We start from the raw sequence: 17,375 nt of genomic DNA, 5'->3' as shown, positions 1-17,375 counted from the left end.
GATCGGGCCGCGTTCGACGCCTTGGATCATCCAGGCGGCTTGGCCTTGCGTGCGTTGAAACGACATTGCTTGGCCCTATTCGGCCGCTGAAAGGATCGTAAGGAATGAAAGCATTCTTAAAAAATGTCCACGAAAGGCTCATACAACGAGGCTGGCATTTGCGGCGCGTCTCGAGAATTGCTTGGGGGCGGACTTTGCTTTCTGCGGCGCGTCATAAGCAAGGGCTGCGGGTTCTCATATTTTCGAAGACGAGAACTCATATTAGAGGGACAATACAAGTCGAAAAAGGGTCGTTGTTGACGGTCAACGAGCCATGGTTCTTCGCGGCAGCGGAGCCTGGCTCTCTGATTATCTTTCCCGGCGCCTCGCTTACAGTGAGAAATGGTCAGTTCAGCTTCAAGTCCGGAGCATTTATCGATATTAAAGATAACGCCAGTCTGATTATCAACGGCGAAGGATATGCCTCCAGAAACCTGCAAATCGAATGCAGGGAACGGATCACGATTGGCTCCGGCGCCGCGATCGGGCCGGATGTGATCATTAGAGACACCGATAGCCATCCGCTCACCGATCCAAACCACAAACTCACCCAACCAATCACCATTGGCGATAAGGTCTGGATCGGCGCCAGGGCCATCATTTTGAAGGGCGTCACGATCGGCGACGGGTCTATCATCGCAGCCGGTTCAATCGTCTCGAAATCGATTCCCAGCAATTGCATCGCGGCGGGCGCGCCGGCGAAAGTCATTCGTGAAAACATATCTTGGAGTTAGCGCATGTCCGTGAGCGGCCGGCGTTTCCCGTGAAGCAGCCATGCTTCGCCGGCGCGTTCGAAACGAAACGTTGGCGACGGCGTTCAGGCTTCGGACCCTTGCGCCGGCGCTTGCCGGCGGATCATCGGCTTGTAGGGGTCGGCGCTTCCGCCTTGGAAGGATCGGCCAGGTTCGGCTTCCCGCCGGACAAAGCTGGAAGCGGGGGCGGCAAATCCAATGAGGATTTTACGATGCAATTGGGAATGATCGGCCTTGGCCGGATGGGCGGCAACATGGCGCGGCGCCTTCACCGCGCCGGGCATGAATGCGTTGTTTTCACCAGAAGTGAAAAAACGGTCGCTGCATTTGTCGCCGACGGCATGACCGGCGCTTCCAGCCCCTCCGATCTCATCGCCAGGCTCGAGCCGCCGCGCGCGGTCTGGATCATGCTGCCGGCTGGCGCCGTCACCGAGGCGACCGTGGCCGAGGTGAGCGGCCTGTTGGAGGAGGGCGATTGCCTGATCGATGGCGGCAATACATTCTACAAAGACGATATCAGGCGCGCCGCGGCCTGTGCGGCAAAGGGCGTCTCCTATGTCGATGTAGGGACTTCGGGCGGCGTCTGGGGACTTGAGCGCGGCTATTGCATGATGATTGGCGGCGGCGCGGCCGCGGTGGATAGGCTCGATCCGATCTTCAAGGCTCTAGCCCCCGGCGCCGGGGCTATTGCGCGCACCCCCAGCCGGGAGGGCCGCGATCCGCGCGCCGAACAGGGCTATATCCATGCCGGCCCGCCCGGCGCCGGGCATTTCGTCAAAATGGTCCATAATGGCATCGAATATGGGCTGATGCAGGCCTATGCTGAAGGATTCGACATCCTGCGCGGCAAAGCCAATCCGGCTCTTCCGGCGCAGGAGCGCTTCACGCTCGATCTCGCCGATATCGCCGAAGTCTGGCGGCGCGGCAGCGTCATTTCATCCTGGCTGCTCGATTTGAGCGCGGCGGCGCTTGCACATGATCCGAATCTTGCCGGTTTCACTGGATCGGTCGAGGATTCCGGCGAAGGCCGATGGACCATCGAAGCGGCAATCGAGGAGGCGACGCCAGCCAATGTCTTGGCCGCCGCGCTTTTCGCGCGGTTCCGATCGCGCCAGGAGCATTCCTTTGGCGAGAAGCTCTTGTCGGCGATGCGTTTCCAATTCGGCGGCCATGTCGAACCAAAGTCTGGAGGCTGAAGCGACGCATGACGCCTGAGCCGATTGTCGATGTTGCGCCCAACGCCGAGGAACTGGCCGCGCGCGCTGCTGCTTGGCTCGCCAAACGCATAACGCTGGCGCCGATGCGTTTTGCGCTCGCGCTATCCGGGGGATCGACGCCGAGGCGGGTTTATGAGCTTTTCGGCGATGCGGACTTCCGCAGCCGCGTCGATTGGCGGAAGGTTCATCTCTTCTGGAGCGACGAAAGATTTGTCCCTTCGGATCACAAGGACAGCAATTTCAAGATGGCTTTCGACGCCATGATCCAAGACCTGCCTCTTTCCGCCGAGCAGGTCCACCCCATACCAACCGATGCCGGGACGCCGCAACGCGCCGCGGCTCTTTACGCGCAAACCCTGCAAGGCTTTTACGGGGGCGCGCGCCTCGATCCGGAGCGGCCGCTATTCGATGTGACGCTGCTCGGATTGGGAGAGGATGGCCATATCGCCTCGCTGTTTCCAGGCTCGGCCGCGCTCGATGAACGCGAGTCCTGGGCGACGGCGGTCATCGGGGTCAAGCCCGAGCCGCGCATTTCTCTGACCTATCCAGCGCTGGAGTCCTCTCGGACTATCCTTTTTCTTATCTCCGGGGCGCAAAAGCGAGACATTCTGGCGCGAACGCTCGCCAATGATCAGGCTCTTCCCGCAGCGCGCCTCGCCACGCGAGGCGCGATCCGCATCTTCGCGGACAGCGCGGCGAAAGGATGATCCCCAAAATTAATCAAGGCGGTCCGCAGGCGATAATGCGCGGCGGCGGGTGGAATGAACCTTCTTGCCGCTGAACCGTTCCAACCTGATGTCAGCCGGTTCGCGCCGTCATGATATTGCGGCATTTGGGTCTAAAGTGCGGAATGGCACGGCTCGCGCCAGGGAACCATGCTGCGGTCATTATTGTGGAAAAGTGCCGGATGCCGCGTTCAAATCAAGAGTTGCGAAACGTTTTGCGGTTCCTTGAGGAGGTTTAGGATTTCTGGCGCCCCTTTGTGTGGCCATTCGACAATTAAGGGCGCAGCTTATGGTCGATGAGGGAGAGCAAGTTCCGATTGAGGATGTTGGGCATTTTTTTTAGGACACGCGCTATAGAATCAAGAATTGCGGTCGGACCGCACCCCTCCAAGGAAAGTTCAATGCACACGCAAAAATTGAGAAATACGATCGTGGCGGCGCTCGCCATTCTAACCGTTTCGAGCGCTCTCGCGGAGGCGTCGGAGCAGTCCGTCGCTTTCGACATGCCATTTCTTGAATGGCTCAGCCGTCAACCTCCGCGTCAGGCGCCCCCGCATCCGAGGCGCCGCGCGATGTGGCGGGAAACCCATGTCGCTCCGCTGCCGCTGCCGCCCCAACGCCTCGCCTGCGTATCGCTGTCCTGCCCGGGCGTCATCATTCTCGGCGTTGGATTTTAAAGCATGATCTCAAGAAGTTGCAGGCTTCTTGAACAAGATCATGTGTTGAAAAGAAGCAATGGAGCGCGTGACTGGTTCGGTTTGAAGCAATCATGTTTTGGAGCGCACCTTCCAAGAAGTTGCGGATTTCCTGGCCGACATCCTGCGTTCCAACCAAGCGACAGGCCGCATAATCAATTCAGCGCGGAGCAATCATGCTTTGGAGCGCGATCCCCAAGAAGCGTAGCCTCTTGGGCTGTGTGATGCGGCCAAACGAAGCGATAGAGTGCGTTCGATGCGTTTGAAGCAATCAAGCTTAAGCGCTGCAATGCCATGTTGTGCAGAGCAGCGGGGCCTTGATTGCCGAGCGACGGAAGGATCGTCCTTTGCCTGGTTTGGCTATGGGCTTGTCTCAATTCGGCGCGGTTACTCAAATGCGTTTTACTGCCAAGTAAAAGCTTGTTGACAAAAAAATCGACCAATAACCATTTAGAACTATTTCCATATTTCCACTGGAGCGTGAAATCTGGCCTGCTTTGAGCGGTGCAGATGGTCTTGTGCGCAAAAATGTGGAAGCTCACACGAACTTGATTGAATTTTCGAAACCTTTACCGCAGCCAAACATTATTTAAAGCAAGTGCACTTTTTGAAGAGAGAAAAACCATGAACGCTTCAACTGACACTTCGAAGAAGTCGACTTCGACGCGTGGCTTCGCATCCATGGATCCAGAGAAGCAGCGCGCTATTGCCCGTAAGGGTGGCGAAAGCGTCCCGCATGAAAAGCGCAGCTTTTCGCAAAACCCAGGATTGGCCGCTGAAGCAGGCCGCAAGGGCGGGCAGAGCGTCAACCCGAACAAGCGCAGCTTCTCGCGCAATCATACGCTTGCTTCGGAAGCCGGCCGCAAAGGCGGTCATGCGTCGCACGGCGGTCCACGCAAGGCGGCGCCCAGCGAAGGCTGACGCGCCCGTGCATTAAGGCGGGCATGGCGCGAGGGCATGATCGGCGAATGCCGATCATGCCCTTATCCGCAATGTGTTTGAACGATCTCTGAAAGCCGGACGCCTGCTTTAGGCTGACGGTTGGTTGCGTCCGGCGCCATTGCAATCTTGTTTAGCCGCTGAGCTTTGCCACCAGCGCGTCCGAAATCTCGAAATTCGCATAGACGTTTTGGACGTCATCATTGTCCTCGAGTGCGCCGATAAGGCGCATGATTTTTTCGCCCGCCTCATCATCAACGGCGACCGTCGTCTGCGGCCGCCAGATGAGGCTCGCCTTGCGTGGTTCGCCGAATTTGGCCTCCAGCGCTTGCGCGACCTCGCGCAAACCTTCCAGCGAAGTGACGATCTCGTGGCCATCCTCGCTTGACTGGACGTCCTCGGCTCCGGCCTCGATCGCGGCCTCCATCATGGCGTCTTCCGAGGCGACTTTGGCTGGGAACTCGATTACGCCGACATGATCGAACATGAAGGACACGGCGCCGGTTTCGGCGAGCGCGCCGCCTGACTTGGTGAAATAGGAGCGCACCTCGCCGGCAGTGCGGTTGCGATTGTCGGTCAGCGCTTCGATGATGACGGCGACGCCGCCCGGCGCATAGCCTTCGTAGCGGACTTCGTCGTAATTCTCGGCGTCGGCGCCCGAGGCTTTCTTGATGGACCGTTCAATATTGTCCCTCGGCATGTTTTCCGCGCGGGCGGCCAAGACAGCGGCGCGCAGCCGGGCGTTCATGTTGGGGTCGGGAAGGCCCATTTTCGCGGCCACTGTGATTTCGCGGGCGAGCTTGGAAAAGAGCTTTGAGCGGATTGCGTCCTGCTTGCCCTTCTTGTGCATGATGTTCTTGAATTGACTATGTCCCGACATCCTTGTCCTGTCTCCGCCTGTCCTGTCCCCAACCCGCATCCGCCAGCGCGCCGCGCCCTGGAGCATGTTCTTATGAGACATCGGATATATCCGATGTCTCATAAGAACATGCTCCAACCCTTTTGAATCTGAGCGATTCCTATTCGATCAGATGTTTCCATCTGATCGGAAAGCGCGCTAGAGCCGGATGATTTTGGACGGAATCGCAACGCGATCTCGTCCAAAATCTGAATCCGCCTCTCATCAAAGAGCTAGAGCATGATGTCGTCCGAAAACCGGTTTCCACTTTTCGGCATCATGCTCTAGGGCGATCCGGCTTTCGCCGCGACGCGCTGCGCAGGTGTATAGGCTGATGAATTCAGGAAATAAAGAACGCCGTCGCTGGGCCCTTCCACTGTCGCGGCGGCGGCATGGGGGCGCGCGGCGCGCCGGAAAGCCAGACCCCAGCGCGACGGCGCGCGGGGCGCCGTCGTTAAGGAAAGGTCTCATGGGCGTCGGATAGGGGATCGGGGGATCAGAGCCCCGCGGTCGGGCTCGCGATCTGTGGTCGCGTTTGCGATTCGATCTTTCCCACCCCAGCCTTCACGGCGGACTGGACCTTTTCGAAAGCGCGAACCTCGATCTGACGCACCCGCTCGCGGGAAATGTCGAATTCATCGGACAGCGCCTCAAGCGTCACCGGATCGTCGCTGAGGCGGCGCGCCTCGAAAATGCGGCGTTCGCGGTCGTTCAAAACGCCGAGGGCATTGCGCAGGGCGCCGAGGCGATTATCGCTTTCCTCCCGTTCGACGAGAATATTCTCCTGGCTGGAGCCGCTATCGACGAGCCAATCCTGCCATTCTCCTTCGCCCTCCTCGCGCAGGGGCGCGTTCAGCGAGGCGTCGCCGGACATCCGCCGATTCATATCGATGACGTCCTGCTCGGTGACGCCGAGCCTATGCGCGATGGTCTTGACATGTTCCGGCCGCAAGTCGCCGTCCTCAAGCGCCGAGATCTGGCTCTTCACTTTGCGCAAATTGAAGAAAAGCTTCTTCTGGCTCGCCGTCGTGCCCATTTTCACGAGCGACCAGGAGCGCAGAATATACTCTTGAATCGAAGCGCGGATCCACCACATGGCGTAGGTCGCGAGGCGAAACCCCTTGTCCGGTTCGAAACGCTTGACGGCTTGCATTAAGCCGACATTGCCTTCCGAGACGACTTCGCTGATCGGCAGACCATAGCCGCGGTAACCCATCGCAATCTTGGCGACGAGCCGAAGATGCGAGGTAACAAGCTTATGCGCGGCGTCAGTATCGGTGTGCTCGCGCCAGCTTTTGGCCAGCATATATTCTTCCTGCGGCTCAAGCATGGGAAACCGTCTGATTTCATTCAAGTAACGAGTGAGCCCACTCTCACCCGAAATCATCGGCAGTGCAGCAGCCATTTAAAAAAACCTCCGTTGCCCTCCCCTTGCGGAAGGCGCAAACATGGCCACATCAACGCGTCGACCATGCTTTACGCTAATATACGGCGCCTGGACCGTTGAGCCGAATTACAAATTGGCAATATTACAGCAGCCTAAAATTCATGCGTCGCGCGAAAAGTCTTTGGCGGCGCATTCTCAATCCTCATCATTATACGAATGTTCCGTTGGAAACGTTTCTGCGGTGGTGAAAAAACAGCGCGTTTTGCGGCCTAGGCCAATATGGCGCGGCGCGCCTGCGCCAGCCTGACGTCTTTTTGCAGAGTTCGCTCGCCGCGCGTCCGCGCCGCCCTCCTGGCGGAAATAGGGGTCGATTCTTATTCGACGGTGACGCTTTTTGCGAGATTTCGCGGCTGGTCGGCGTCTTTGCCCATGACGACGGCGGTGTGATAGGCGATGAGCTGGATCGGCACGGCATAGACCATCGCCGAAAAATCTGGCGCGACCTCCTCCATCACGATCGCGGTCTCGGCCTCCCCCGCCAGATCGCGGGCAAGAGCGCTATCGCCGATGAGGATCAGCCGGCCGCCGCGCGCGGCGACTTCCTGCATGTTGGAGATTGTTTTCTCGAGCACGTCGTCGCGGGGCGCGATGACAATGACGGGCAAGTCGCCGTCGACGAGCGCGATCGGGCCATGTTTCAGCTCGCCGGCCGCATAGCCCTCCGCATGAATATAGGAAATTTCCTTGAGCTTCAGAGCGCCTTCCAGCGCCAGCGGATAGGATGTGCCGCGACCGAGATAAAGCACGTCGCGGACCTTGCTGATTTCGCGGGCGAGGCTTTCAACCGCGCTCTCGCATTTGAGCGCCTGCGCCATCAGTCCGGGGATCGCCATGAGTTCGGCGACCAGCCGCGCCTCGGTCTTGGCGTCGATCGCATTCCGCGCCCGCCCGAACGCGAGCGCGAGGACGGCGAGAACCGCGAGTTGGCAGGTAAAGGCCTTGGTCGAGGCGACGCCGATTTCGGGCCCCGCCAGCGTCGGCGCGACGATATCGCTCTCGCGCGCCATGGTCGAACTGTCGACATTGACCACTGATATGATTTTCTGACCCAGCGCCTTGGCGCGGCGCAGGCAAGCCAAAGTGTCGGCGGTCTCGCCCGATTGCGAGACGAGGAGAGTGAGCCCGCCAACCTCCAAAGGCGGATCGCGATAGCGGAATTCGGAAGCGATTTCGACGTCGACCGGCAGCCGGGCGAATCGCTCGAACCAATATTTGGCGGTGAGCCCAGCGTAATAGGCGGTGCCGCAGCCGCAGATCGTCAGGCGAGTGAGTTTCGCCGCATCGACCGGCAACGCGAAGGGAAGCGCCGCGCGACCGGCCGACATGTCGAGATAATGCGCCAGCGCGCGGCCGATGACCTCCGGCTGCTCGTGGATTTCCTTGGCCATGAAGTGGCGGTGGTTGCCCTTGTCGAGCAAAAAGGCGGAGGCCTGCGTCTTGATCTTGCGCCGCTCCACGGGATGGCCGGCGCTGTCGTGGAACGCGGCTGCGCGATGCGTCAACACGACGAAATCGCCTTCCTCGAGATAGGCGATCGTCCCGGTGAAAGGGGCCAGCGCCAGCGCGTCGGAGCCAAGGAACATTTCGCCGCTCCGATCGCCTTCGCCGTACCCCACGGCCAATGGGGCGCCCCGGCTGGCGCCGATGAGGAGATCCTCCTCGCCCGCAAAGATCATCGCGAAGGCGAAGGCCCCCCGAAGGCGCGGCAGGCTCAGCGTCAGCGCTTCGACGGGAGAAAGGCCGCCGCGCAGGGCGTCGGTCACGAGATGGGCGATGACCTCCGAATCGGTGTCGGTTGAAAACGCATGCCCCTTGGCGCGCAATTCGTCGCGCAATTCGCGAAAGTTTTCGATGATTCCATTATGCACGACGGCGAGCTTGGCGCTGACGTGCGGATGGGCGTTGTTCTCTGTCGGCTTGCCGTGGGTCGCCCAGCGCGTGTGGCCTATGCCGACAGCTCCGGCGAGCGGCTCTTGCGCGAGGCGCTCCTCCAGATTCTTGAGCTTGCCGCTGGCCCGCCGGCGCTCCAGCCGGCCATGATCGAGGGTGGCGATTCCAGCCGAATCATAGCCGCGGTATTCGAGTCGCCTCAGCGCCTCCAAAAGCAGCCCGGCGACCGGATCCTTGCCCAAAATGCCGACGATTCCGCACATTTTTCTCTCCGCCCCGCCGCCGGGGTCATTTCCCGCTGAAGCGCTTCAAAGGCCGCTCCAGCTCTTTGTTTTATGGCATTTTCTTCAGGCCAACCGGAATTGCTTTGCGCGAAATGCTCCCGCCGCGACGCAAAAAGCCCAACCGTCTTATTTGCGGTTTTTTTCCCGATGCGCCTTGGCCCAGCCGGGTTTTTCGACTTGGCGCGCGCGGGCGAGGGCCAGGGCGTCGGGCGCAATATCCTGCGTGATCACCGAGCCCGATCCGATATAGGCCCCGGCGCCGATCCTCACCGGCGCCACCAAGGCGCTGTTCGAGCCGACAAAGGCGTTTTCGCCGATTTCCGTGCGGAATTTGGCGAAGCCGTCATAGTTGCAGGTGATCGTTCCGGCGCCGATGTTGGTCCTCGCGCCAATGCTGGCGTCGCCAATATAGCTCAAATGGTTGATCTTCGCGCCGGCGCCGACCTGGGTCGCCTTGACCTCCACGAAATTGCCGATATGGACCTCCGGCCCGAGCTCGGCGCCCGGCCGCAGCCGGGCGAAAGGCCCGATCGTCGCATGCGCTCCGACCGATGCGCCCTCCAGATGCGAAAAAGAGCGGATCAGGCTCCCCTCGCCAACGCTGACGCCCGGACCGAAGACGACATGCGGCTCGACGATGACGTCGCGGCCCAGCGCCGTATCGAACGACAAGGTCACGCTCGAGGGATCGATCAGGGTCGCGCCCTCCAACATGGCCTTGGCGCGAAGCCGGCCCTGTAAAATCGCCTCGGCGGCGGCGAGCTGCATCCGGTCGTTGACCCCCAAGACCTCGTCCTCGGCGACGCTCAAGGCGCTCGCCTGCAAGCCTTTCGCCCTCGCGAGGGCGATGCAATCGGTGAGGTAATATTCCCCCTTGCTATTGGCGTTGCCGATCGCCTCGAGCAGGGCCAGGGCGCTCTGGCCGGCGAGCGCCATCAGGCCGGCGTTGCACAGCCGCACGGCGCGCTCGGCGGGGCTCGCGTCGCGATCCTCGCGAATGGCAATGAGCGTCCCGCTCTCGACGATGAACCGGCCGTAGCCGGAAGGGTCTTGCGCCTCGAACCCCAAGGCGGCGATGGCGTTTTTCCCGTCGGCCAGCGCCTCGCGCATTCTGGCGAAGGTCTGCGGCCGCACCAGCGGCGTATCGGCGAAGACGACGAGAATATCGTCATAGCCTTCTGCGATCGCTTTCCGCGCGGCGAGCACGGCATGGGCCGTCCCCAGCCGCTTCTCCTGGATCGCAATTTCGGCCCCCGGCGCGATCGCCTTCGCCTCGGCGATGACCGACTCATGATCGGGCCCGGCGACGACGACGATCCGATCGGCGCCAGCCTTCAGAACCGCTGTCAGGACATGCGCCAGCATCGACCGGCCGGCAAGCTTGTGCAGCACCTTGGGCTGCGCCGAGCCCATCCGCGAACCCTCCCCGGCGCCCAGCACGATGGCAAGGCAACTGCGGCTATGTGAATCGGCAGGCGGCATGAAAGGCCTCTTTGCGGCGGAAGCGTCGGATCGTTTGCTGCTCCGCCGGACGTTCTAGAGCGTTTGCCGATCAGATGGAATCATCTGATCGAAAAGGAAGCGCTCATTTTCAAAGGGGTCCGGGCAAAGTCCTCGCTCGCCCCATCTTGGTCGGACGATTGGCGTTATCGAGTCCGGCGAGGAACGAAGTTGGGCGCTTTAACCGGAAGGGCGCGCCATCCGGGCGGGGCCAGCGTCATTGAACCGGAACGAGATTTTATCAGATAGATTCGCCGATGGCTCTATTGTGCAAACGACGCTCCCAATCGAGGGCCTGCTGGACGATTTCGGCGAGATTATCATGTTGGGGCGTCCAGCCGAGTTTTGCCTTGATCCGGTCGGCTCCGGCGACGAGCGCGGCGGGATCGCCGGGCCGCCGGTCCGAAATCCGCACATTGAAATCGACGCCGGAGACGCGCTTGACGGCATCGATGACCTCGAACACCGAAAGCCCGCGGCCGTAGCCGCAATTGCAGATCAGGCTTTCGCCGCCTTCGCGAAGGTAATTCAGCGCCAGGAGATGCGCCGCGACGAGATCGGTGACGTGAATATAGTCCCGGACGCAGGACCCATCCGGGGTCGGATAATCCGAGCCGAAGACCTCCAAGCCCTTGCGCTGGCCCAGCGCAGTCTGCACGGCGACCTTGATCAGATGCGTGGCATTGGCCCCCGACTGGCCAAGGCGGCCCTTCGGATCGGCCCCGGCTACATTGAAATAGCGTAAAATCAAGAACTTGAGGTCATGCGCCCGGGCGACGTCCTGGAGCATCCACTCAACCATGAGTTTGGAGCGTCCATAAGGGTTGATCGGAGCGAGGGGGACGTTTTCGAATACCGGATTGGCGTCGGGCTCGCCATAGACAGCAGCGGTCGAGGAAAAGATGAAATGCTTGATTTTATGGCGCACGGCGCATTCGAGGAGGTTGCGCGCCTTGGATGTGTTGTTGAGATAATAGGCGAGTGGATCGGCGACCGATTCGGGCACGACAATCTTCGCCGCGAAATGCGCAATGGCGTCGATCTGGCGCTCGGCGATAATCTGATCGACGAGAGCCGCGTCGCCGAAATCGCCGACGATGAGGGTCGCGCGCTCTGGCACGGCCCAACGGAATCCGGTCGATAAATCATCGAGAACGACCACGCTCTCGCCAGCGTCGAGTAGCGCCAGAACCATATGGCCGCCGATATATCCGGCGCCTCCTGTGACCAGAACGCTCATGCCGATTTGCCTCAAATGAAAATCGCCGCATCGCAATCAAGGAGCGCGCTATCGCTGCCGCATGACGCCAGCGCAGGCCCGATCCGATCCCGGCTACAATGTCCCATGGTCGCGACAAATGATTGGCGGCCCTGGTCTCGAATATTGGTTTCTGATTAAAAAGCGGCTTGATCTGAAGAAATGCGCTGGTCCGCCACGGCATTCTGACGGCGCGCTAACCTAACCTTGAGAGTATGCGAGAGCGCGCGCGGCTTTGCAATAGGCTATAGATGGCGCTGGACCCGGAAAAGCCTCCGCTAGGCCGATTCCCGGCGATAAATTCGCGCTGAATATTTATTGATTATTGTCTTTAGCCATCAGCATCTCTTACTTTCTATGACGATGCTGGTTTGCGCAGAACCAAAGCGGCCAGCGTCGGAAAGATCATCACGGTCACAACTGCCGCCGCTACGAGAGCCGCCGCCTGGTTCCCCGGTATATGGCCGCGCTGCGCGGCGATGCCGGCGATGGCGACCACCAGCGGCAATTGCGTGCTTGAATGAAGCGCCAGCGCCACGGTTTGATCGCGCGACAGATCGCGGGCATAGAGCAGAAGCGCCGGAATCCCGCGCCCCGCCAGCATGATCAGCGCATAGACCGCGATCATCGCCAAAGCCGTCGGATCGTTGAACAGCGGGCCGATGTTGAGGCGCATGCCCGACGTTAAGAAGAAAATGGGCACCAGGAAGCCGGAGCCGATCCCGTCCAGCCGAACAGCCATAGCCTCGCGTTGTTGCGCGGGCAGCGCCGCCCGAACCACCGCGCCGGCGACAAAAGCGCCGAGGACGAGGTCGATCTCGAATCGATGCGAGAGAACGATAAAAAGAATCAGCAGGCAGATCGCGAGGCGCATCGGAAGCTGGCCGGATGTTCCCATCGTCCGCGCCACGATGGCCGCGAAAGAGCCGCGGCTGACATGGGAGGCGAGCATCACGGCGAAGGCCGCGCACATGGCGAAGGCCACCATGATCAGCGCTTGCGGCTCCGCTCCGCCTTGATGGGCGAGCGCGAGCGGCAAGATGAAGAGCGGCGCCGCCTCTCCGACAGCGCCGGCGGCGAGCGCCATTGGTCCGTAGGGCGGCTCGATGAGCTGCGAATCGCGCAGTATTGGGATCAACAGGCCGATGGTCGTCGTGCAGAGCGCGAGCGTGGTGAGAACCAGCGCCTGCGCCAGTCCCACCGCGACCAGAAGGAGCACGGCGTAAAGTGCGATGCCAGCCGAGATCACCCAGCCCATGGCCGCGTTGCGGATCGGACGGCCGCGCAGCGCGGCGAGATCCATTTCGAAGCCGGCCATCAGGAACAGCATGCCGAGGCCGAAATCCGACAGGAAATCCACGATCGCGTCCGGGTAGGCGAGGCCGAGGATGTGGGGCCCGACGATCGCGCCCAATATGATTTCCAACACGGCGCCCGGCAACGGCAGGCGAGGGAGCAGAGCCGGCAGCGCGGCCGCGACGGCGATCGCGACCGTGACGACGATGAGATTGGCGAGGCTGCCTTGATCCAAACCCACTACCCCCAAGCGGCGGATTGCCTTGATTGCGAGCGCCGGTCACGCAAGAGATCGGACCGCAAGATCCGCCCGGCCGTCGCTCAGCCCAAGCATTCCTGCGCCTTCGATGCAAGGGCGATTCTGAGCGCGGCGAGCCAGGGATTACTTGAGCGGATGAGAGGCGATCGTCGCAACGAATAAAGAAATCAATTGCTGGATGCCTGCATCGGCGAGCGCGTCGAGGGCGGCCGCCGGTTCGAACCATTGCGCGCGCCGTTGATCGGCTTCAGGCCAAACCGCATCTTGTTGCGTCACGTTCAAGGGGAAGACCCGCACCTTGCAAGGGACGGTGGGACTGATTGAATCCATGCGTTTCTCATAAAAGAACGCGCCAATCGATTTCGCGCCGATGGCGCCGCGGACTCCAGCTTCTTCGTAGGCTTCGATGGCCGCGCTTTTGGCGGGCCTCCGGCCTTTGATTGGCCAGCCCTTCGGAATGATCCAGCGCTTGGTCTCGCGGCTCGTGACGAGCATGAGTTCGAGCGCGCCCGATGGCGTGAAGCGATAGGGCAAGGCCCCATATTGCACGCGCGCGCATACCTTCTTTGATCGTTTTCTACGATGCAAAATTGATCGCCTCCTCGCCATCAAGGCCTAACGCGCTCCCGGCGCTTTTTTTCCATCGAGTCGGCGCGGACCGCCCACCGCGGACTTTGGAGCAGCGATGAATTTCTCCGGCCAGGGCGTCAGCGCCAGCATATAAATGACAAGTATTAATATATGTCATAGATTTGCAAATTTAGCGCTGGAGTTATGCGTGGGCAATAAAAGCCGGATTGAAAAAGGAGGCGGATGAGCCGAGACGGGTTGTTCAAAGTAGCTCGTTTTCTCTCCTTTCCGCTTGTGATAGGAAAAGCCAAAAGGCCAATGCGAGAGCAAAAGGCCAAAGGGAGAGAATGCATGGCTAGGAGGCTGATGCTGGCGCTCTTGCTGTCCTGTTGGAGCCCGCTGGCATGGGCGGACGCGGCGTCCGATTGCAACCAGGACAAAGACAATGATCTGAGGGTCAGCGGCTGCACGCGTTTCCTTAAGACCAATCCCGACAATGCCGGCGCTTACGCGAACCGCAGCCTCGCCTATCTTGATAAAAGCGATCTAGACCGCGCCATCGCCGATTCCGCGAAAGCCATCGGCCTTGATCCTAAATCCGCGGCGGCATACCAAAGCCGCGCCTTTGCCTATCTTGGCAAGGGCGATTACGACCGCGCCATCGCCGACGCCGCTAAGCTCATTGAAATCGATCCGAAGCGGGCCTCGGCCTATCAGAGCCGCGCCTTCGCCTATGCCAAGAAGGGCGGCCACGATCAGGCGATCGCAGACTCGACCAAGGCCATCGAACTCGATCCTAAGCTTGCGTCCGCCTATGACAGCCGCAGCATCGCCTATTTCAACAAAGGCGACTTTGACCGCGCCATCGCCGACGCCGGCAGGGCCATAGAACTCACGCCCCATCGCGCGGCGGCCTATCATTGGCGCGGCGCCGTCGCCGCGAAAAAGGGCCATTACGACCAAGCCATCGCCGATGCGAGCAAGGCCATCGAACTCGACCCCAAATATGCCGCAGCCTATGATAACCGCAGCCTCGCCTATTTCAACAAAGGCGATTTTGACCATTGCATCGCCGACGCGGGAAAAGCTCTAGAATTCGATCCCAAGCTCGCTGCGGCCTATAATCGGCGCAGTGCGGCGCACACGCGAAAGGGCGCCTATGACCAGGCGATCGCCGATGCGACCAAGGCGCTCGAAATCAATCCGAGGCTGGCCGCAGCCTATAATAACCGCAGCCTCGCCTTCTTCGATATGGGTGATTTGGAGCGCTCGATCGCCGATGCGAGCAAGGCCCTCGTCCTCGATCCAAAGCTTGCGGTGGCCTATAACACGCGCAGCTTGGCCTACGCGCGGATGGGCGAGGATGCGCGCGCCGTCGCCGACGCGACCAAGGCGCTCGACCTTAATCCGAGGCTGGCGGGAGCCTATAATAGCCGGGGATTCGCTTACGCGAAATTGGGCGACTACGATCAAAGCATTGCCGATGCGAGCAGGGCTATTGAACTCGATCCCAAACTCGCGGCGGCCTACAGAACCCGCGGCTTCGCCTATGGCAAGAACGGCGAGGCGAATAGCGCGATCGCCGATTTCCGCCGCGAGCTGGCGCTGGAGCCAGACAGCCAAAGCGCCAAGGAGGCTCTGAAGCGTCTCGGCGCGAGCCCATGAGGACTGGTTGAACTGTTCAGCTCGTCAACTAGTCGGGAATCAGCGCCGCGTTTCAACCTAATCGCATTTTGTCGCGTCCGAGCGGCGCCACTCGACCAACAGGCCGTCCCTCGGATAGAGAAGGCGCGGCGTCGTCCTTTCAGGGCGGCGCGGTCGCGGAGCGGCGGCTGGCGCCAGTCTGGCGCATTCATGAATGGTGGCGGGGGAAACATGGGTATCATTGGGATTGGCCGGCTGGCGGGCGCCCTGTTCTTGGCGATCGCTCTGATTGGAGGGCGGGCGCAAGCCCAGGACACCAGCCTTATGGATATGAACATGGACATGGGTTGCATGATCATGGCCGGCATGCATGAGTTGCGCGTGTCCGCCTATCAGCATTCATCGGACGCCAGACGGGATGAATGCGAGGAGATCGCGGCGCCAGGACCGGTTTCCATCACGATCAATACGATCTCGCACGAGCTTCGAGATCTGCCGATCGAGATCCGCATGATCCGGGACGTCGGTCCCGACGCCGAAGCCGAAGCCGGCAAGCTCGATCAGATCACGCTCGCCCATTTGCCGCCGAAAATCTATCCAACCGGGGTGGCCACATTCCCAGTCAATCTCGATAAGCCGGGCAAATATGCGATCCTCGTCACAGTTACGGACGAGAAGGAAAAGGGCATGGTGATGACCGGCCGGCACGTGATCACCGTGGAGCAACCGGCCAAGAAATGGATTTTGGTTCTGATCGCTTCCGGCGTCGTGCTGGCGGCGGGAGCGGCCTTCTACATCTGGGACGAGCGGCGCAGGAAGCTGGCCGGCAAGAGCGCTTGAGCCGCTCTTTAACGATTCTTGTCCTGACTCTTGGCCAATTGGCGCTGCTGCGCCGCAAGTCTGTCGGCGAGCGGACTGAAGCGCGCTTATGAAGCCGCCGCGGCAAGGCGCTATCCGCTTTGGAGCGCCGGCGCCTCGGCGCTGTCGGAGGCCTTGAAAGAAGCCGGCGGCGGACCTAAATAAGCCGGGCCAATCGTTCGATAGTTATCGAACTAACGAACGGTCATGGCTTTCACAGGATGAAACACATGAGCAGATTGTCTGGAAAAACAGCGGTTGTGACAGGCGCGTCAAAAGGCATTGGCGCGGGGATCGCAATAAATCTCGCCGCCGAGGGCGCGGCGGTCGTGGTCAATTATGCCTCCAGCAAGGAGGGCGCTGAGCGGGTTGTCGCGGACATCAAGGCTAAGGGCGGCCAAGCGATCGCCGTGCAAGGCGATGTCGCCAAGGCGGATGATGTGGCGAAGATTTTGGCGGCGGCGAAACAAGCGTTCGGGCGGCTGGACATTCTGGTCAATAACGCCGGCGTCTACCAGTTTTCGCCGCTCGACGGGGTAACGGAAGAGAATTTTCACCGGCATTTCAACACTAATGTCCTGGGCCTGCTGCTGGCGACTCAAGAAGCGGCGCGCCAGTTTGGGCCCGAGGGCGGCAGCGTCATCAACATCGGCTCGGTGGCGAGCGCGATCAATTCCCCGCAAACGGTCGTCTATACCGCCACGAAATCCGCGGTCGATGCGGTGACGCGGGTCCTCGCGAAAGAACTGGGGCCGAGGAAAATCCGGGTGAACTCGATCAATCCAGGCATGGTCGAAACCGAGGGAACCAATGCCGCCGGCGTCATCGGAAGCGACTTTGAAAAGCAGTTCGTGGCGCTGACGCCGCTCGGCCGGACTGGACAGCCAGATGACATAGCGCCCATCGCGGCCTTTCTTGCCTCGGACGATGCGCGCTGGGTGACGGGCGAGACGATAGTGGTTTCGGGCGGCTTGCGCTGACGCATCCCTCGCGCGACTCGGATATCGGTCGGCGCAAGAAAGAGCAGACATAATTCCAAGCATTCGCGGACCTCTTGACCAAGGTCAGGCGTTGGAACAAGGAGATCAAGAGCATGATCGCCTC

General features: G+C 60.6%; 16 protein-coding genes. 8 read left to right on the top strand and 8 right to left on the bottom strand.

The features are described from left to right. Window positions 1–104: 104 nt before the first annotated feature. The 4 genes from DL86_RS18925 to DL86_RS16720 all read left to right on the top strand — a co-directional run bounded on the left by DL86_RS18925 (window position 105) and on the right by DL86_RS16720 (window position 3,410). Window positions 105–773: an acyltransferase gene (locus tag DL86_RS18925; protein WP_084572985.1), complete on the top strand. Its 669-nt coding sequence runs from the start codon at window positions 105–107 to the stop codon at window positions 771–773. 230 nt (window positions 774–1,003) lie between these two features. After that, window positions 1,004–1,987 (top strand): phosphogluconate dehydrogenase (NAD(+)-dependent, decarboxylating), encoded by a 984-nt coding sequence (gnd, locus tag DL86_RS16730; protein WP_036264071.1) that lies wholly within the window; start codon window positions 1,004–1,006, stop codon window positions 1,985–1,987. An 8-nt stretch (window positions 1,988–1,995) separates the two neighbouring features. Continuing rightward, window positions 1,996–2,715 carry a 6-phosphogluconolactonase gene (pgl, locus tag DL86_RS16725; RefSeq protein WP_036263706.1) on the top strand — a complete coding sequence of 240 codons (720 nt, stop codon included), beginning with the start codon at window positions 1,996–1,998 and terminating at the stop codon, window positions 2,713–2,715. A 419-nt stretch (window positions 2,716–3,134) separates the two neighbouring features. Then, window positions 3,135–3,410: a hypothetical protein gene (locus DL86_RS16720; RefSeq protein ID WP_036263704.1), complete on the top strand. Its 276-nt coding sequence runs from the start codon at window positions 3,135–3,137 to the stop codon at window positions 3,408–3,410. Between the two features lie 173 nt (window positions 3,411–3,583). Here DL86_RS16720 and DL86_RS20055 read toward each other — a convergent pair whose 3' ends face one another. After that, the gene (locus DL86_RS20055) at window positions 3,584–3,970 is read right to left on the bottom strand and encodes a hypothetical protein (RefSeq protein WP_156964717.1); all 387 of its coding nucleotides are present in this window, start codon (window positions 3,968–3,970) and stop codon (window positions 3,584–3,586) included. 82 nt (window positions 3,971–4,052) lie between these two features. Between DL86_RS20055 and DL86_RS16715 the strand changes: the two genes are divergently transcribed. Further along, complete coding sequence (locus tag DL86_RS16715; RefSeq protein WP_202899229.1) at window positions 4,053–4,349, top strand: con-10 family general stress protein; 297 nt, start codon at window positions 4,053–4,055, stop codon at window positions 4,347–4,349. Window positions 4,350–4,500: 151 nt separating this feature from the next. On the opposite strand, the gene DL86_RS16710 is transcribed toward DL86_RS16715, so the two are convergent. The 7 genes from DL86_RS16710 to DL86_RS16675 all read right to left on the bottom strand — a co-directional run bounded on the left by DL86_RS16710 (window position 4,501) and on the right by DL86_RS16675 (window position 13,748). After that, window positions 4,501–5,247 (bottom strand): YebC/PmpR family DNA-binding transcriptional regulator, encoded by a 747-nt coding sequence (locus tag DL86_RS16710; protein WP_036263702.1) that lies wholly within the window; start codon window positions 5,245–5,247, stop codon window positions 4,501–4,503. Between the two features lie 514 nt (window positions 5,248–5,761). Beyond that, the gene (gene rpoH / locus DL86_RS16705; protein WP_036263701.1) at window positions 5,762–6,670 is read right to left on the bottom strand and encodes an RNA polymerase sigma factor RpoH; all 909 of its coding nucleotides are present in this window, start codon (window positions 6,668–6,670) and stop codon (window positions 5,762–5,764) included. A gap of 356 nt (window positions 6,671–7,026) precedes the next feature. Beyond that, window positions 7,027–8,865 (bottom strand): glutamine--fructose-6-phosphate transaminase (isomerizing), encoded by a 1,839-nt coding sequence (gene glmS, locus DL86_RS16700; RefSeq protein WP_036263699.1) that lies wholly within the window; start codon window positions 8,863–8,865, stop codon window positions 7,027–7,029. Between the two features lie 147 nt (window positions 8,866–9,012). After that, the gene (gene glmU, locus DL86_RS16695; RefSeq protein WP_036263697.1) at window positions 9,013–10,368 is read right to left on the bottom strand and encodes a bifunctional UDP-N-acetylglucosamine diphosphorylase/glucosamine-1-phosphate N-acetyltransferase GlmU; all 1,356 of its coding nucleotides are present in this window, start codon (window positions 10,366–10,368) and stop codon (window positions 9,013–9,015) included. 259 nt (window positions 10,369–10,627) lie between these two features. Beyond that, a complete protein-coding gene (galE, locus tag DL86_RS16685; protein ID WP_036263695.1) occupies window positions 10,628–11,626 on the bottom strand; it encodes a UDP-glucose 4-epimerase GalE in 999 nt (332 codons plus the stop codon). A 373-nt stretch (window positions 11,627–11,999) separates the two neighbouring features. After that, on the bottom strand, window positions 12,000–13,181 hold the full coding sequence (locus DL86_RS16680; RefSeq protein WP_210165414.1) for a cation:proton antiporter: 1,182 nt from the start codon (window positions 13,179–13,181) through the stop codon (window positions 12,000–12,002). Between the two features lie 141 nt (window positions 13,182–13,322). Continuing rightward, entirely contained in the window at window positions 13,323–13,748 is a 426-nt protein-coding gene (locus tag DL86_RS16675) for an NUDIX hydrolase (protein WP_245276411.1), read from the bottom strand. Window positions 13,749–14,120: 372 nt separating this feature from the next. Here DL86_RS16675 and DL86_RS16670 point away from each other — a divergent pair, with 372 nt between their 5' ends. The 3 genes from DL86_RS16670 (at window position 14,121) to DL86_RS16660 (ending at window position 17,251) form a co-directional block, all read left to right on the top strand. Further along, the gene (locus DL86_RS16670) at window positions 14,121–15,434 is read left to right on the top strand and encodes a tetratricopeptide repeat protein (protein WP_162180452.1); all 1,314 of its coding nucleotides are present in this window, start codon (window positions 14,121–14,123) and stop codon (window positions 15,432–15,434) included. A 210-nt stretch (window positions 15,435–15,644) separates the two neighbouring features. Beyond that, window positions 15,645–16,253 (top strand): hypothetical protein, encoded by a 609-nt coding sequence (locus DL86_RS18920; protein ID WP_051953620.1) that lies wholly within the window; start codon window positions 15,645–15,647, stop codon window positions 16,251–16,253. Between the two features lie 248 nt (window positions 16,254–16,501). Beyond that, complete coding sequence (locus DL86_RS16660) at window positions 16,502–17,251, top strand: SDR family NAD(P)-dependent oxidoreductase (protein ID WP_036263692.1); 750 nt, start codon at window positions 16,502–16,504, stop codon at window positions 17,249–17,251. Window positions 17,252–17,375: the final 124 nt, after the last annotated feature.

Source organism: Methylocapsa aurea (assembly GCF_000746085.1).
Classification (GTDB): Bacteria; Pseudomonadota; Alphaproteobacteria; order Rhizobiales; family Beijerinckiaceae; genus Methylocapsa; species Methylocapsa aurea.
Note: the sequence above shows the minus strand (reverse complement) of the source record. Positions and strands in the feature narration are given on the sequence as shown.

What these genes read in the sequence shown, in the direction of transcription:
- galE (WP_036263695.1), bottom strand. Translation starts at nt 11,626, where the DNA reads ATGAGCGTTCTGGTCACAGGAGGCGCCGGATATATCGGCGGCCATATG.
- glmS (WP_036263699.1), bottom strand. Translation starts at nt 8,865, where the DNA reads ATGTGCGGAATCGTCGGCATTTTGGGCAAGGATCCGGTCGCCGGGCTG.
- glmU (WP_036263697.1), bottom strand. Translation starts at nt 10,368, where the DNA reads ATGCCGCCTGCCGATTCACATAGCCGCAGTTGCCTTGCCATCGTGCTG.
- gnd (WP_036264071.1), top strand. Translation starts at nt 1,004, where the DNA reads ATGCAATTGGGAATGATCGGCCTTGGCCGGATGGGCGGCAACATGGCG.
- rpoH (WP_036263701.1), bottom strand. Translation starts at nt 6,670, where the DNA reads ATGGCTGCTGCACTGCCGATGATTTCGGGTGAGAGTGGGCTCACTCGT.
- DL86_RS16710 (WP_036263702.1), bottom strand. Translation starts at nt 5,247, where the DNA reads ATGTCGGGACATAGTCAATTCAAGAACATCATGCACAAGAAGGGCAAG.
- DL86_RS18920 (WP_051953620.1), top strand. Translation starts at nt 15,645, where the DNA reads ATGGGTATCATTGGGATTGGCCGGCTGGCGGGCGCCCTGTTCTTGGCG.
- DL86_RS16660 (WP_036263692.1), top strand. Translation starts at nt 16,502, where the DNA reads ATGAGCAGATTGTCTGGAAAAACAGCGGTTGTGACAGGCGCGTCAAAA.
- pgl (WP_036263706.1), top strand. Translation starts at nt 1,996, where the DNA reads ATGACGCCTGAGCCGATTGTCGATGTTGCGCCCAACGCCGAGGAACTG.
- DL86_RS16670 (WP_162180452.1), top strand. Translation starts at nt 14,121, where the DNA reads ATGGCTAGGAGGCTGATGCTGGCGCTCTTGCTGTCCTGTTGGAGCCCG.
- DL86_RS16720 (WP_036263704.1), top strand. Translation starts at nt 3,135, where the DNA reads ATGCACACGCAAAAATTGAGAAATACGATCGTGGCGGCGCTCGCCATT.
- DL86_RS18925 (WP_084572985.1), top strand. Translation starts at nt 105, where the DNA reads ATGAAAGCATTCTTAAAAAATGTCCACGAAAGGCTCATACAACGAGGC.
- DL86_RS16715 (WP_202899229.1), top strand. Translation starts at nt 4,053, where the DNA reads ATGAACGCTTCAACTGACACTTCGAAGAAGTCGACTTCGACGCGTGGC.